Raw genomic sequence first — 16308 nt, 5'->3', positions numbered from 1 at the left:
AAAGCGATTAGCGAAAGCCAGAATCGCACTCGCTTTACGCAAATCACATCATACCTGCAAGCGGTACAAAAAAACCACTTTGCAGGTGTTTCATGAAATAACCAAAGATATAAAGACTTTAAATAACAAACTATTACCTTCTACTTCTTACTTTGTATCTCCGCAATGTATCGATTCACCAGTTTATCCAGAATATCTAAAGGCACAGCGCCATTTTTAAGCACTACATCATGGAAATCTCGTAAATCGAATTTATCACCTAACGCCAACTTAGCCTTTTCCCTTAACTCAAGTATTTTCATCATCCCGACTTTGTAAGCCGTCGCTTGACCCGGCATGACAATATAACGCTCAATTTCAGCGGTCACATCACGGTCGGACATACCCGTATTTTTCTTCATATAGTCAATGGCTTGCTCACGTGTCCATCGGCTGTGGTGAATACCTGTATCCACGACTAAACGCACGGCCCTAAAGAGTTCTGCCTGCAAACGACCAATATTATCAAAGGGATCTTTCTGGAAGCCCAATTCCCAAGCTAAACGCTCACTATATAACGCCCAACCCTCGATATAGGCCGTAAAAGGCGCCATTTTACGGATAAGTGGCACACCTTCTAACTCCATTGCCACCGCAATTTGGAAATGATGCCCTGGAATACCTTCGTGATATGCCAACGTACGCATTCCATATTTGGGTGTTGCCTTAATATCATAGAGATTGGCGTAGAAACGCCCTGGGCGACTACCATCAATTGCAGGTTGCTGATAGTAAGCTCCCGGTGCCGTTTTCTCTTTAAATTCAGGAATACGCACAACCTCCATTCCCGCCTCTGGACGAATACGGAATGCACCATCTAATCCTGCGTTGATCTCATCAAGAATACTTTGATAATCCACTAAAATTTGCGCTCGTCCCGCATCGCTATCTTCATAATAAAATTTAGGATCAGCGGCAAGCGCCTCAATAGCAACCGAGAATCCTTGCTCCACATCGTAACCTTCATCGGCCAATATGGTCATAATTTCGCTCTGAATACGACTCACCTCCGCTAATCCTTTGGCATGGATCTCATCGGCGCTGTAATTGGTCGTAGTAAAAAACTTCAAAAGCTGTTCGTAGGCTACATCACCATCTGGCAACGCCCAATAACCATCGTTGGTGCCCGCTTTGGTTTGTAATTGAGTAAAATAATCAATAAATAACTGATAGGCAGGATACACAAATTCTTTAATATTGGTTTCGGCCCCAGCGAGTAAACGCTCTTGCTCACCCGCAGCAATATCTGTTTCGGCCAATTTGGTTTTAAAGGAGCTATAAAGAATATTCTCTGATACAGGGGCACGGACAAAGGCATTCATTTCAGTCAATACCCGTTCAATCACAAACTTAGGTGGGACAATACCTTTGTTTTCACGGATTTTTAAACCTTCGAGTGTCTGGCTAAACTTTGTTTTGACTTGTTGTAAACGAGATAAATAATTTTCACCATCTCCCACCGAATTAACTTGGTGCTGTGCCTGCATAAAACTAGGGTAGCCATTCTGCACACCAAATAACTGATTTAATGGATAGTTATGGTAACGATATGGCTCTGACGCTAACGCAAAATCAGCAAGATACAGGGCAATATCCTTAGAAATACGTTGATTATCATCTAAATCATCATCTTGGTAACTCAGCAGTGTTTCCCTAAGTTCACGTACCTTAGTAAAAACTTTATCCAATGCTTCAGGGCTACCATCATCCAATAACGCATTATGCCCTGTCACCCCAAAAGATTCTAAAAAGCCTAACGAAGTTAAGGTTTCAGGACTTTCAAAGGCCATTTTTACAACACTACGGTCTAAAAAAGCGCGAAAGAAAAAGGGCTTCTTGGCATACCATTCATGCGCAGCCAATCCCACTAACAGTAATACTAAAATTAAGCTACCGAGTCCGATTCGTTTCAATACTGTTTTCAATCTTAACGCTCCATTTATCATTAATTTAAAGTGTGGAAAACCGAGAGCCTTATAGGCTGGACCAGAATAACACCGACACAATTGAGCAACAATTTAATAACGTAACGAATCATTGCAAGCAAATAGCAACTAAAACAAATAGCAACTATAAGCCGAAGCCAATACACCTCATCCATATGTATAAATAATTTTCCGAATCAAAACTCATTGAAATATCAATTATCTATATGAATAATTTGAGTTAAATCATGTTTCACTCCCAATGAGCTTTAAAAGTACGCACAGGGAAATGGCATAAACTAAAAATAAAGCTATACAAAAGGTCAGAGTATGTTAATCTGCACTCCGGCCTGTGATTCAGACCTATTTATAAGCAATATTATGTATTTGAAAACCTTCGCTGCACCCTGTAACTCGTTTGCTGTCATGAAGCTTTCCACTCATAACTTATCATCAATGTAAATAATTCTATTTCTGGCTAAGTTCCCGCATAATTGCGAATTATTTTGTTTGAAAATTTTGGAGACATTCATGTCTAAAACTACTGGTGTAGTTAAATGGTTTAACGAAGAAAAAGGTTTCGGTTTTATTTCTCCTGACAATGGTGGCGCTGACGCATTCGTTCATTTCCGCGCAATCGTTTCAGAAGGCTTTAAAACCCTTGGTGAAGGTCAAAAGGTTTCTTTTGATATCGAACAAGGCCAAAAAGGTCCTCAAGCTGCGAACGTTGTTGTTCTGTAATTAATTCCTATCTCGCAAGGGATAGATTAATCAGATAACAAATTGCAGAAAATGCCGACATTGCGTCGGCATTTTTATTGGTATTTTATAAAAATATTAGCGAATAGACCTAATCATTCCGTTTCCACAATATCCACAATATGACACAAAATCCCTTCTCCTTATATCCACTCCTCAGCAAACACAGACCAGAGTCGACGACTGTCAAATTGCTGGCATATAAAAAATATAATCTCGAACTTACAACTTAACCAACTGATATAAAATGATAAATCACTCAACAAAAATTACGGTATAAAATTTGCTTTAAATAATAAAAATGTCGTACCGCAATTCAGTTTGCTGGAGTAATAATGATGGACTTTGGTTTAGCAACAGTGTTGTACCCTGAGGAATACGGCTACCAAGCAGATATATACAGTCCAAATGCACCACCGTTGGATATAGTTCAAGTGCTCCAACAGCTACATGCCAGTTTAGATCCTCGGACAGTCTTTGCCTGCTATGGCAAAATGCTGGAACAATACTTGCCTATTCAAGGAGTACGTCTACTCAGCAATGTGCATAAATTAACTTGGGGTAAACGTTACGGTATCAGTTTAAAACATCAATTGATTTGCAATGGTGTTTCGCTCAACATCCAATATCAATTACTCACGCCACTGACACCGTCACAATCGGCACTTTTACAAGAATTAGAGCCCTTATTACAACAACCGCTAGCCAATGCCATCTTGTACCAAGAAATGTCAACGCAGGCGATGTTTGACTCGCTTACAGGCTTAGGTAATCGTCATTACTACAACCAAAGCCTTAAAAAGGCCATTGCTAGGGTCCATCGTAAACAAGGCGTAATATCTTTAGTTGTGTTGGATTTAGATAACTTCAAACAACTCAACGATAAATTTGGCCATAAATGCGGTGACTATATTCTTAAAGAATTTGGTGACGTTATTCGCAACACGATCCGTAATACGGATCAGGCATTTCGCATTGGTGGTGATGAGTTTGTGGTTATCGTTCAAGGAACTATCCAAGCTGCAAGTTTATTATGCGAACGAATAGTCACAGGCACAAATCAGCACCATTGTTTTAATCAGTTTGGGGTAAGTTGTAGTTTAGGTGCAGCAGAGTCTAACGATATTCTAGAGGCTGAACAGTTGTATGAATTAGCCGATAAAGCCTTATATCAAGCTAAGGCATCAGGTCGCAATGGTTATAAACTAGGCTAAAAATAGTTATCTTAATCAATTTAGGGAGCAAATGCAGGGATGCCAAATCACCATAATTAACCTCATTGGTGCTGCAGCAACCCAACAGCCTCATCCTCTACACAAAATGCCTTTTCAATCCAAAGATCGAGTGCCATGACCATCTGCTCGCCATAAAATACAAACCCCACCTGCCCTCGTAACCATGGCGGCACTGCGTATTCCTGCCAAAGCTTTTTAAGTTCACGTCCTTTACTGCGATTGTGGGGATGGCAACGAAGCTGCCCTGGTAATTGATAACGTACACTCACCACAGTATTCAATGGCGGAAGCTTGAGTCTTGGTCCTTGTTGACTTAATCCAAATTGAATATTTCTACCTTGGGGATCTGGGATGACTAAGGTTTCAATATCACCATTGATGAGCATGCTTAGGCTGCTTTCGGAAATATCAATACATTTCTTGGCATATTCAGTTGATGATTTTACATGCTTGGAATAATGCTCAAGATAAAGTTGATTGGCAAAACGGCGCAACGCACAATCGCCCACACGAATAAGCACTTTAGCATCATCTTTTGCATTAAGTAACTGATGAATAATTTGATTAAGTTGCACAAAAGAGGGTAATGCAAACCCCTGCGACTCGATAAATCCACGCAGTAATAGCGCTTGCCAGCTTGGTGTCAAAGAGTCAAATCCATTGAGGTTAAATACCGTCTGTTGGGTAAATTTTGCTTGTGTGAGCCAAGTGGGTAAACGGAGGCTGACCTCTGTATCAATGACAGTTTGTTGCTCAGCGCATAGGAAAGCACTGCGACTCGCAGTTGTGGCAATACTTGACCAACGAGCCTTAAGGCGAGGAATAATGTCTAAACGTAAAAAATTACGATCATACTTGTCATCCTGATTACTTTCATCTTCGATATGCACCAATCCATTAGCACTCGCATAAGCCTCAATATGCTCACGGCTCACATCCAATAAAGGTCGCACTTGAATGCCCTGCATTAACGGTTGGATCTGTCCCATCGCCGCTAATCCTTTTGGGCCTTGACCACGTTTAAGGGCGAGTAGAATCGTCTCGAGTTGATCGTCCTCATGGTGCGCGGTAAGCAGCAGATCATCTGAACCTACATGCTGCTCAATTGCCTGATAACGCATCCTGCGAGCTTCAGCCTCAATACTCATCCTTGGACCCAGCTTCACTTGAACATGCTCAATTATCGTGGGTAGACCATAATGTTGTCCCCGTGTAATGCAATGCTGTGCCCAAGCATCGGCATGTTGACTCAAACCATGGTGCACATAAACAAGTTGATATTGAAGCTCCCCATGCTGTTTAGCATACTTGCTAAGGCAATAGGCAAGGACTTCTGAATCAACACCACCACTGTAAGCCAGCACTAACTTTCTACCCGCTTTCAATTTAAGTGAGTCTAAAAAAACACTGACATGGGTACAGAGATCGGGGACTGACATCCATTATCCTTTGATAATATTGAATAAATCTAAGCATTAAACCAAAAAATGATTATACGTCAAAACACGATCCTAACTTTATTTGGGCCAAGTAAACTTTCAAGGGCGAAGACTAATTCATCAGAAGGGTTAACTCGCCAACTATCAGCAAGTCTAAATTGTCCTTTAGCCAGAGTTTGACTGTAATTAATGAGTACTGGCACAGCACCACTTCGCCAAGGGCTCATGGCTTGTTCAATACTGTCTAAAACCGCAGGAGTTAACTTCTCGGCATCAAGGTCGACTTCAAGCGCCTTAGCAAAATGGCTACGCGCCTCACCAATATCAATAATATTGCGAGCAGTCATCCGATTACCACCAGCAAAATCATCAAAACTTACTTCACCTTCGCAGATAAGGATCCTATCTTTCTCGAGCAAGTGATTAAATTTCTCAAAGGCTTCGGTAAATAACATCACCTCGAGGCGCGCACTCTTGTCATCGAGTGTCAACAATCCCATCTTTGAACCGCGTTTGGTCAGCATCACCCTAGTCGCGACAACTAAACCTGCGGCCTTTACCGTTTTACCACGTTCAGTAGGATGCACATCTTTTAAGCGCCCTGAAGTATAGTACTTAAGTTCTTTAAGATATTGATTAATAGGGTGACCAGTTAAATATAACCCTAAAGTTTCACGCTCTCCCTCAAGCCAAATTTTATCTGGCCATGGGGTACATTCCACAAACTGTTGTTTGCTATCTTCCGGCTCACTATTAAGTAGGCCAAACATATCGTGCTGACCAATTGCCTGCGCTTTGGCATGTTGATCGGCGGCGCGCATCGCTTCGGGTAAGGTCGCCATCATCGAAGCGCGATGCGGTCCGAGGGAATCTAAGGCACCCGCGCAGATAAGCTTTTCAATCACACGTTTATTGAGTTTTTTCAGGTCGATACGGGCACAGAAATCGAATAAATCAACAAAGGGGCCATCTTTACGCGCCTCTAAAATCGACTCAACAGGGCCCTCACCCACACCTTTAATGGCACCGATACCATAAACAATTCGCAGATCATCATCGACAGTAAATTTAAATAGCCCTTTGTTCACATCGGGCGGGATCAGAGTGAGCCCCATGCGTTCGCACTCATCAACCAGTGTCACTATCTTGTCGGTGTTATCCATATCCGCGGACATCACCGCCGCCATAAACTGTGAAGGATAATGGGTTTTCAACCACAAGGTTTGATAGGAAACCAAGGCATAAGCGGCGGAGTGGGATTTGTTAAAACCATAACCGGCGAACTTTTCCACTAAGTCGAAGATTTTCATCGACAACTCACCGTCGACGCCATTTTTAATCGCACCCTCTTTAAAGATGCTACGCTGTTTAGCCATCTCTTCAGGTTTTTTCTTACCCATGGCACGGCGAAGCATATCGGCGCCGCCTAGAGTGTAGCCAGAAAGCACCTGCGCTATCTGCATGACCTGCTCTTGATACAAGATAATGCCATAGGTAGGTGAGAGTAATTCCTTTAAGGATTCGTGCTGGTATTGGGAATCTGGGTAAGACACTTCCTCGCGGCCATGCTTACGCTCGATAAAGTTATCCACCATGCCCGATTGCAAAGGCCCAGGACGGAACAGGGCGACAAGCGCGATCATATCCTCGAAGCAATCGGGTTGAAGTCGCTTAATCAAATCCTTCATACCGCGGGATTCAAGCTGAAAAACAGCGGTGGTTTCATAACGCTGTAATAATCGAAACGAGGCAGGATCGTCTAAAGGAATTGCCTCGATACGTACAGGAGGGCGGCCATTTTTGACCTCCACTTTGTTGATCATCTCCAGCGCCCAATCGACAATCGTGAGTGTCCGTAGCCCCAAGAAGTCAAACTTCACAAGGCCTGCGGTTTCCACATCGTTTTTATCGAATTGTGTTACTGGGTTTTTACCCTCAGCATCACAATAAAGTGGTGCAAAATCGGTAATTTTAGTGGGTGCAATTACCACCCCACCCGCATGCTTACCCGCGTTACGAGTCACGCCCTCAAGTTTACGACACATGTCGATAAGATCTTTAACATCTTCATCGGCGTCGTAGGACTCCTGCAGCGCAGGTTCGACCTCAAAGGCTTTAGCCAGTGTCATCCCTGGCTCAGGGGGAATAAGTTTTGAAATACGGTCAACAAAACCATAGGGATGACCTAGCACGCGGCCAACGTCGCGGATAACCGCTTTTGCGGCCATAGTACCGAAGGTGATGATTTGCGACACCGCTTCACGGCCGTATAACTCGGCCACATGGTCTATCACCTCGTCCCGTCTATCCATACAGAAGTCGACGTCAAAGTCGGGCATAGAAACCCGCTCGGGGTTGAGGAATCGTTCGAACAGTAAGTCAAATTCAAGCGGATCTAAGTCAGTAATTTTAAGAGCATAGGCAACAAGCGAACCTGCGCCCGACCCACGGCCCGGCCCTACAGGAATCCCATTATCCTTACCCCATTGGATAAACTCCATCACGATCAAGAAGTAACCGGGGAAACCCATTTGGTTGATCACTTGCAATTCGATATCTAGGCGCTCATCGTATTCGCCGCGGCGCTCGGCACGAACCTGTGGATCGGGAAATAAAAACGCGAGGCGCTCCTCGAGACCCTTCTTCGAACAATCCACCAAAAAGTCTTCGATGGACATATCGCCCGTAGGGAAGTTAGGCAGAAAATACTCGTATAAACGAATTGTCACATTACAGCGTTTAGCGATTTCAACCGTATTAGAAAGTGCGGCAGGAATGTCAGCAAATAGCTCGCACATTTCCTCTTCACTACGTAAGTATTGCTGCTCACTGTACTTTTTAGGACGGCGGGGATCCGCAAGAGTAAAGCCATCATGGATAGCCACGCGAATTTCGTGGGCGTCGAAATCTTCGGGTTTTAAAAACACGACCTGATTGGTGGCCACAACCGGGAAGCCTTTTTCCTGCGCCAACGCAACGGCCATATGCAAATAACGCTCTTCATCGGGTCGACCCGTGCGGATTAGCTCTAAAAAGTAGCGTTCAGCGAAATGGGTTTGATAAAACTCACAAAGGGATTCAACTTGGGTATTATTCCCCTTAAGTAACGCCTTACCAATATCACCTTCCTTAGCGCCAGAAAGCAATAATATGCCTTCGTTATAGGTCAGTAACCACTCTTGATCGATCACCACTCGACCCGCCACCTGCCCCCGCAAATAGGCTTGGCTGATAATTTGAGTGAGATTTTGATAACCCACGTTGTTCATTGCGATAATGGTTAACGCACAGAATTCACCTTCAAACCCAGGCACTTGCATCCAAAAATCGGCACCAATAATGGGCTTAATCCCCGCACCATGGCAGCCACTGTAAAACTTTACTAATCCACAGAAGTTGTTTTGATCCGTCAAGGCGACCGCAGCCATACCTAACGCCTCAACTTGGGCAAGAATAGGTTTAACTTTGGCTACGCCATCGGACATAGAAAAGTCACTGTGGACACGAAGATGCACAAAACGAGGATCGGACATAATTAGGATTATCTTTGAATTGCAGGTTAACAATAACTAAAAAGCAGACTAGCAAAGTCACGCACCTAGGGCCAGTGACTTTGCTGGATAACTGGGGCTATGGCGTAAAAATACGCATTAGCCCTCGAGTAATGCCTTGACGGGTTTAAAACTTTTACGGTATTGGTCGAATACACCATGTTCAGCGATGGCCTCGAAATGTGCCTTAGTCGGGTAGCCCTTATGCTTAGCAAAACCATATTGCGGATAAGCGGCATCAAGCGCGTCCATCTCACGATCTCGGGTCACTTTGGCAATAATCGACGCTGCACTGATACTGGCGATAAGACCATCTCCTTTAATGATGCTATGACTGACAATTGACTGACTATTATGGCTAAAAACTGGGCTGCGATTACCATCCACTAACACGAGTTTAGGCGCGAGATTAAGCCCAGCAACGGCGCGCTGCATGGCAAGCATAGTGGCATGCAAAATATTAAGTTCATCGATTTCAGCAGGACTTGCACGGCCGATGTGATAACACTGGGCTTTTTCACAAATCTCCTCAAACAGGGCTTCGCGGCGCTTCTCACTGAGTTTTTTCGAATCATTGAGTCCACTGATGGGCTGATTTGGGTCGAGGATCACGGCCGCAGTCACAACATCGCCGACCAAGGGGCCACGGCCCACTTCATCAACCCCAGCAATCAGTCCTGTCGAAAAAGCCACAATATCGGCCGAAGTTAGCACTTTAAAGACCGCCATAATTAACCTTCCTTAGTCTCCACAAGTCGCATCACAGCGTCTGCGGCCTTTTGGCTCGCATCACAACGGAGCATCTGGTGGAGCCGCTCAAATTCAGCATTCAGCGGCGCAAAATCGCGGTTGAGTTCAACCGTTACCGCTGCGGCAATTTTCTCTGGCGTACAATCATCTTGAATGAGCTCAGGTACTACATCTTTTCCCGCCAGTAAATTAGGCAAAGAGAAACGATTAACTTGCATCATGCTCTTAGCAATGCGATATGTGAGCGGACTGACACGGTAAGCGACAACCATCGGGCGCTTAACCAACATTGCCTCTAACGTTGCGGTACCAGAAGCTAATAAAATACCATCAGCGGCGGTCATCACTTCCCTTGATTTCCCTTCAACCATGTGGATTTCTAAATCCGGCGCATGATCTTTCAACGCTTGCTCAAATTGATCACGACGCTTCTGGTTGACCAACGGTGTGACAAAACGAATATCGGGGAAATTTTCTTTAATCAGTAAAGCCGCTTTAACAAAAGGCTCCGCTAATTGCTTGAGTTCACCACCACGAGAACCGGGGAGAATCGCTAAATATTCGGCATCGGCATCAAGTTCGAGTAACTGGCGCGCCGCCGCTTTATCGCTTCGCAGCGGAATATCGTCGGCCAAAGTGTGACCGACAAAGGTACAAGGTACTTGATGTTTATCGTAGAAAGCTTTCTCAAAGGGCAATAAAGACAGCACCATATGGGTGGCCTTAGCAATTTTAAAAATACGCTTTGGCCGCCACGCCCACACCGATGGACTGACATAATGGACCGTTTTAATACCACGCGCTTTGAGTTTAAGTTCGAGGCCTATATTAAAGTCCGGTGCATCAATGCCAATAAAACAATCAGGCTTTAGGGCAGTGATGTCTTTAATCAAAGAAGCGCGTACTTTTAATAGTCGAGGCAAGCGGGATAACACTTCGACAATCCCCATCACCGCTAATTCTTCCATCGCGAATAGAGATTCAAAACCCAGTGCCTCCATACGAGGACCACCGATACCGACAAAGCGCGCATCGGGATGTGATTTTTGCAGTGCAGCCATTAACCCTGCACCTAAAATATCGCCGGAGAGTTCTCCGGCGACCATTGCAAACACTAATTGAGATTTTTTGCTCATAAACCAATCATATCTAACAAGTTTATGGCACTGCAGTGAAAAATGTCTGCCATGACATTTTCAAGAGCAGAATTTAACAAGCAGTGCCTATGAATGGCATAGCGTGAGAGTTATAACAACTCTTAACGAATAATGCCGCGACCCGATGATTTTACAAATTCAACAAGTAACTTCACCTGTGCATCGTTTTGTGCATCTTCAGCTAAGGCCTCAACCGCCTCGTCGATAGTTAAGCTACTGCGGTATAAGGTCTTGTAAGCACGGCGCACCGCCAATTGGCTTTCTTTAGAAAAACCACGACGCTTCATACCTTCAGTATTTAACCCGCGGGGAATCGCGGGCTGCCCCGCCGCCATCACAAAGGGGGGCACATCCTGCAATAATAAGGAACATCCTGCAGTAAAGGCATGGGCGCCGATATGTACAAATTGATGCACACCCGTCATGCCGCCTAAAATAGCCCAGTCCCCCACATGCACGTGACCCGCAATAGAAGCATTATTAGCTAAAATCACGTTATCGCCCACCACACAGTCATGGGCGATATGCACGTAGTTCATAAACAGATTATTCGACCCAATGCGAGTTTCACTGTTATCTTGAACTGTTCCGCGATGAATTGTGACATGCTCACGGATCACATTGTTATCACCAATGATAAGGCGTGTCGGTTCACCTGCGTATTTTTTATCTTGACACTCTTCACCCACGGAGGCGAATTGAAAAATGCGGTTACCCTTACCGACAATACTTGGGCCTTTTACCACCACATGGGAACTTAACCAACAATCGTCACCGATTTCGACACCCGCACCAATATAACTCCATGGACCTATGGTGACGTTCTTACCAATCTTTGCATCGGGATGCACAAACGCTAATGTATCTATCACTGGTTAATCTCTCTGCGGGCACACATGATTTCAGCGGAACAAGCCACTTCACCATCCACTCTGGCCTCACCATAGAAGACGCCAATCCCGCGGCGCTCTTTAATCATTTTGACTTCAAAATGGATTTGGTCACCTGGCACAACCACACGTCTAAAACGCGCATTATCGATACCAGCAAAATAATAAAGCACTCCAGGAGGAGGCACATCATTGCTCATTGTTTTAAATGCAAGCAAACCCGTAGCTTGGGCCATCGCTTCTAAAATAAGCACGCCAGGCATGACTGGCTGTATAGGGAAATGTCCCTGAAAAAAAGGCTCATTAATAGACACATTTTTAATCGCATGTAGACTTTCACCAGGGGTGTAGTCAAGCACACGATCAATTAATAGGAATGGATATCTATGGGGCAGATACTTGAGTATCTCTGTAATATCCATAGTGTTCATTTGATTAGACACGAACCTAGTTCCTCAAATTGCCTTGGCAATTAATCTGGGGTTTTTAAATTCTTTTCCAGCGTTTTAACGCGCAGGAACAACTCATCCAATTGACGGAAGCGAACTGTATTTTTACGCCAAACCTTATTTTCCATTGCAACAGTCGCAGAGGAATACAAACCCGGTTCACGCATATTTCCAGTAATATTGGTTGAGCCCGATACATGTACACCATCAGTAATCGATAGGTGACCCGCGATGGCACAATTACCACCAATAATACAATACTTACCAATAGTCACACTGCCAGCAATAGTGGTACTTCCCGCAATGGCAGTATTCTCACCTATGATATCGTTATGGGCAACCTGCACTTGATTATCGATAATTACGCCGTTATGGATCTCGGTATGGCCTAAAGCGCCGCGATCTACCGTTGTACTCGCACCAATCTCAACCCGATCGCCGATACGTACACCACCGGTTTGTGGGATCTTAACCCACTGACCACGCTCATTAGCATAACCAAAACCATCTGATCCCAATACCGCGCCAGAATGGATAATACAATGTTGACCTAAATGCACATCATGGTAGATAGTCACATTCGCCCACAGACGAGTGTTAGAACCAATAATCACATCTTGGCCAATCACAGTGCCTGCACCGACCTGCGCATTCTCGCCGAGGATAACATTAGCCCCGATCACCGCATTGGCACCAATAGCCACCCCTTCGCCTAAACGAGCTGAAGGATCAATTTGCGCTGAAGGATGAATACCGACGGCCGCTTGAGGCGTAGTATCTAAAAATTGGGCTGTACGGGCAAAAGCCACATAAGGGTCTTTTACAATTAACGCAGTGCCTTGATACTCCTGCGCCTCTTTAGCGGACAATAACACCGCACTCGCTTGAGTTGCCTCAAGCTGAGAGCGGTATTTACTGTTGGCTAAAAAAGAGAGTTGGCCTGATTTCGCATTTTCTAAGGTTGCTACGCTGTTAATCACCAACGTATCGTCCCCTTGAATAACACCGTCTAACAGCAAACTGAGCTCTTTTAAAGTCACACTCTTCATTGATTACTTGCCTTTACTCAAGGCTTCAACCACTTTGCCACTGATGTCAGCGTTTGGCTTAACATAAATGACGGCACCGCGTTGTAATACCAAGTCATATTGGTCTTTTTCAGCGATTGTATTAATGGCTTTTTGCACTTTAACTAACAGTTTATTTTGCTCTTCACCTTGACGACGACGTAAATCCTCATCGAGTGCTTTGCCTTTTAACTGATATTCAGATTTTAGCGATTCCATTTTACGAACCAGCTCCGTTTTTTGCGTGTCATTCATTAACGCGCCATCACGTTGCTGCTTCTCCATCAGAGAACGCATTTCTTCTTGCATCTTTTGTACATCGGCCATGCGATCACCAAACTCAGCTTTAAGCGCTTGAGAGATCTGTTCGCGTTGTGGCAGCTGTTCAAACACTTCGCCCATATCCACAACGGCTATTTTCTCAGCATGTGCCATTAATGGCGCACCTAATAAAACCAATGTCATCAGGGCGCGATTTACCATCTTATTCAAAGTAGACTCCTTGTAGCCTTGTTATTTTCAGCAAAACCTGCCGAGTGTATGCCTTTTAAAAAGTTTTGCCAATATTGAACGAAAAGATCTCTGTTTGATCGCCTTCGTATTCCTTAAGTGGCCACGCTAAGCTAAATACCATAGGTCCCATTGGTGATAACCATTGTAGGCTCACCCCCCAAGAGGCGCGGATACGAGATGGATCGCTATAATCCTGCAATTTAGCAAATTCCTCAGCAGGAAGTGTTTGGTAAGCATCAAAATCAAACTCTGTATCCCATACGTTACCGGCATCGAGGAAGAAACTTGTACGCACCGAATTTGAATAGGCCTCATCTAAGAACGGTGTGGGTACAATAAATTCCATACTTGCTGTTGCAATCGCATTACCACCGATTGAACGACCTGAACTCACCTGAATACTGTTAGGATCGCCCGGTAAACTACAACCATCACCTGATGGATCAGGTGCACAAGGCTCACTACCACGGTAGAGATAGAATGAACGAGGACCAACCGAGTTTGACTTAAAGCCACGTAATGAGGTGCTACCGCCGGAATAATAGTTTTCCCAGAAAGGTAGAATTTGCTCATTATTATTGTACTCACCGTAACCGTTACCATAACCTAAACGGCCACGAGCTAAGACCACAAAGTTATGACTGCGGGTAACAGGGAAGTAATAGTTGGTATCAAAATCAGTTTTAAAGTATTGCAGGTTTGAACCCGGAACCGTCATCTTACCGTTTAGACGTTGTGATGAACCATCCGTTGGGAAAGTGCCACGGTTTAAGGTACTGCGTGACCAACCTAAACTCAGCTCAAAGTTATCAAAACTTAAGTCGGCATTAGGATCATCGTTTCGATAAATATTATAGAAACGCAGTGCTTGCTCATAGGCTGAAATTTCAGAAATCGTGTTATGACGATAACCAATACCACCATTAATACGGTTGTATTCGTTAATTGGGAAGCCTGAGTTAAGCGCCACACCGTACGAACTGTTTTTATAGCGCTCTAAGTTAGCTTCATTGGCATCAAATTCACTCCAATAAATGCTTCCACCTAAGCTCACGCCATCTTTCGTCCAGTAGGGGTCGGTATAAGATAAGTTGACATTTTTCGAGTATTTGTTGGTACTCATACTAATGCCAGCTTGATTTCCCGAACCTAAGAAGTTGTTTTGCTGCACGCCAAACTGCAAGCTTAAACCTGATTCAGTACCGTAACCCACACCTGCATTAAATGAACCTGATGGCTGTTCTTTCACTTTTACAGCGATATCAACTAAATCATCGGTGCCAGGAACTTGAATAGTTTCAGTATCAACAGTTTCAAAATAGCCTAAACGGTTAAGACGCGCTTTTGATTGCTCAACTTGTGCCGAGTTTAACCACGCACCTTCCATCTGACGCAGTTCACGGCGCATCACTTCATCTTTAGTAACAGTATTACCCGTAAAGTTAATCGCACGAACATAAACCCGTTTGCCTGGTTTAACATTGATGTTTAACGTCACTTCTTTCGTTTTATCATCAATTTCTGGATAAGTTTTTACTTCAGGATAAGCGTAACCAAAACGACCTAAATATTTACTGTACATTTCTTCGGTAAAGGTCACATCACCGCCGTTGTACATATCACCCGCTTTAATCGGTAAAATAGATCGCATCAATTCTTCACGACCCATTAAATCGCCGGTTAAATTGATGTCTTTTACTTTATATTTCTCACCTTCATTAACGTTGATGGTGATATATAAACCTTTGCGGTCAGGTGTCATCGCCACTTGAGTCGAAGTGACTTCAAAGCGGATATAACCCTTATTGTGATAATAGGTTTTGATAGTCTCGAGATCGGCTTGAAGCTTTTGCTTCTGGTAGCGGCGCTCACCAAATAAATCCCACCAAGCCACATAATCTTTCAGTTCCAACATGCCAATCAACTCAGCATCGGTGAACTCTTTATTACCAACCACGTTAATTTGGCGAATTTCAGCCGCTAACCCTTCGGTAAATTTAAATTTTAGTTCAACGCGGTTTCGGGGTAAGTTGATCACCTGAGCTTCAACTTTGGCGCCGTATTTACCTACGCCGTAGTAGAAATCCTGCAAACCTTTTTCAATGCCTGTCAGCATAGTGCGATCGAGCGACTCACCGACTTTAACACCAGAACCGTCCAGACTTTCCTGTAACTGTTCGTCTTTAATGTCTTTGTTGCCTTCAAATGTCACAGCACTGATGGTTGGGCGTTCGGTGACTTTCACCACCAAGACACCGCCGTCACGACTGACTGAGACATTTTCAAAGTTAGTCGATGCATACAGGCTTTTAATGGCTTGTTGAATTCTTAACTGATCAACAGTGTCACCTACTTTTACTGGTAAGCTTAACAAGGCAGCACCAAGTGCGACTCGCTGCAAACCTTCAACTTGGATGTCGGTCACTTCAAAGGGTTGGAAAGTATCCGCCAACACAGTCCCTGAAAACGACGCACCGACGAATAACATCGAGGCAAAAAGTTTATTCAATCTCATAGAGCACTTCTAATTATTA

12 protein-coding genes are annotated in these 16308 nt (G+C 44.1%); 2 read left to right on the top strand and 10 right to left on the bottom strand.

The window, feature by feature from the left end; translation table 11 throughout:
• Window positions 1–140: 140 nt before the first annotated feature.
• Window positions 141–1964 carry a DUF885 domain-containing protein gene (locus tag MZ182_RS06540; RefSeq protein ID WP_248065683.1) on the bottom strand — a complete coding sequence of 608 codons (1824 nt, stop codon included), beginning with the start codon at window positions 1962–1964 and terminating at the stop codon, window positions 141–143.
• A gap of 531 nt (window positions 1965–2495) precedes the next feature.
• Between MZ182_RS06540 and MZ182_RS06535 the strand changes: the two genes are divergently transcribed.
• Complete coding sequence (locus MZ182_RS06535) at window positions 2496–2705, top strand: cold-shock protein (protein WP_011790010.1); 210 nt, start codon at window positions 2496–2498, stop codon at window positions 2703–2705.
• Window positions 2706–3061: 356 nt separating this feature from the next.
• Window positions 3062–3937, top strand: coding sequence for a GGDEF domain-containing protein (locus MZ182_RS06530; RefSeq protein ID WP_248065706.1), 876 nt, complete (start codon window positions 3062–3064; stop codon window positions 3935–3937).
• A 62-nt stretch (window positions 3938–3999) separates the two neighbouring features.
• Here the strand turns inward: MZ182_RS06530 and tilS are convergent, their stop codons facing one another.
• The 9 genes from tilS to bamA form a co-directional block, all read right to left on the bottom strand.
• Window positions 4000–5397 carry a tRNA lysidine(34) synthetase TilS gene (gene tilS, locus MZ182_RS06525; RefSeq protein WP_248065682.1) on the bottom strand — a complete coding sequence of 466 codons (1398 nt, stop codon included), beginning with the start codon at window positions 5395–5397 and terminating at the stop codon, window positions 4000–4002.
• Window positions 5398–5456: 59 nt separating this feature from the next.
• Entirely contained in the window at window positions 5457–8930 is a 3474-nt protein-coding gene (dnaE, locus tag MZ182_RS06520) for a DNA polymerase III subunit alpha (protein ID WP_248065681.1), read from the bottom strand.
• 117 nt (window positions 8931–9047) lie between these two features.
• Complete coding sequence (gene rnhB, locus MZ182_RS06515) at window positions 9048–9677, bottom strand: ribonuclease HII (RefSeq protein WP_248065680.1); 630 nt, start codon at window positions 9675–9677, stop codon at window positions 9048–9050.
• A 2-nt stretch (window positions 9678–9679) separates the two neighbouring features.
• On the bottom strand, window positions 9680–10834 hold the full coding sequence (lpxB, locus tag MZ182_RS06510) for a lipid-A-disaccharide synthase (RefSeq protein WP_011790015.1): 1155 nt from the start codon (window positions 10832–10834) through the stop codon (window positions 9680–9682).
• A gap of 122 nt (window positions 10835–10956) precedes the next feature.
• Window positions 10957–11727: an acyl-ACP--UDP-N-acetylglucosamine O-acyltransferase gene (gene lpxA / locus MZ182_RS06505; RefSeq protein WP_248065679.1), complete on the bottom strand. Its 771-nt coding sequence runs from the start codon at window positions 11725–11727 to the stop codon at window positions 10957–10959.
• Window positions 11724–12188: a 3-hydroxyacyl-ACP dehydratase FabZ gene (fabZ, locus tag MZ182_RS06500; RefSeq protein WP_011790017.1), complete on the bottom strand. Its 465-nt coding sequence runs from the start codon at window positions 12186–12188 to the stop codon at window positions 11724–11726. Before fabZ ends, lpxA begins: the two co-directional genes overlap by 4 nt.
• 29 nt (window positions 12189–12217) lie before the next feature.
• Window positions 12218–13243 (bottom strand): UDP-3-O-(3-hydroxymyristoyl)glucosamine N-acyltransferase, encoded by a 1026-nt coding sequence (gene lpxD, locus MZ182_RS06495; protein ID WP_248065678.1) that lies wholly within the window; start codon window positions 13241–13243, stop codon window positions 12218–12220.
• 3 nt (window positions 13244–13246) lie between these two features.
• Window positions 13247–13744, bottom strand: a complete 498-nt coding sequence (locus MZ182_RS06490; protein WP_011790019.1) for an OmpH family outer membrane protein — start codon at window positions 13742–13744, stop codon at window positions 13247–13249.
• A 64-nt stretch (window positions 13745–13808) separates the two neighbouring features.
• Entirely contained in the window at window positions 13809–16289 is a 2481-nt protein-coding gene (gene bamA / locus MZ182_RS06485; protein ID WP_011790020.1) for an outer membrane protein assembly factor BamA, read from the bottom strand.
• Between the last annotated feature and the right edge of the window lie 19 nt (window positions 16290–16308).

This window comes from Shewanella sp. JNE2 (assembly GCF_023159115.1).
GTDB classification, from domain to species: Bacteria; Pseudomonadota; Gammaproteobacteria; order Enterobacterales; family Shewanellaceae; genus Shewanella; species Shewanella putrefaciens.
Note: the sequence above shows the minus strand (reverse complement) of the source record. Positions and strands in the feature narration are given on the sequence as shown.

Coding starts and splice junctions, on each gene's coding strand:
- lpxB (WP_011790015.1), bottom strand. CDS start 10,834: ATGAGCAAAAAATCTCAATTAGTGTTTGCAATGGTCGCCGGAGAACTC.
- tilS (WP_248065682.1), bottom strand. CDS start 5,397: ATGTCAGTCCCCGATCTCTGTACCCATGTCAGTGTTTTTTTAGACTCA.
- lpxD (WP_248065678.1), bottom strand. CDS start 13,243: ATGAAGAGTGTGACTTTAAAAGAGCTCAGTTTGCTGTTAGACGGTGTT.
- MZ182_RS06535 (WP_011790010.1), top strand. CDS start 2,496: ATGTCTAAAACTACTGGTGTAGTTAAATGGTTTAACGAAGAAAAAGGT.
- MZ182_RS06530 (WP_248065706.1), top strand. CDS start 3,062: ATGGACTTTGGTTTAGCAACAGTGTTGTACCCTGAGGAATACGGCTAC.
- MZ182_RS06490 (WP_011790019.1), bottom strand. CDS start 13,744: ATGGTAAATCGCGCCCTGATGACATTGGTTTTATTAGGTGCGCCATTA.
- dnaE (WP_248065681.1), bottom strand. CDS start 8,930: ATGTCCGATCCTCGTTTTGTGCATCTTCGTGTCCACAGTGACTTTTCT.
- bamA (WP_011790020.1), bottom strand. CDS start 16,289: ATGAGATTGAATAAACTTTTTGCCTCGATGTTATTCGTCGGTGCGTCG.
- rnhB (WP_248065680.1), bottom strand. CDS start 9,677: ATGGCGGTCTTTAAAGTGCTAACTTCGGCCGATATTGTGGCTTTTTCG.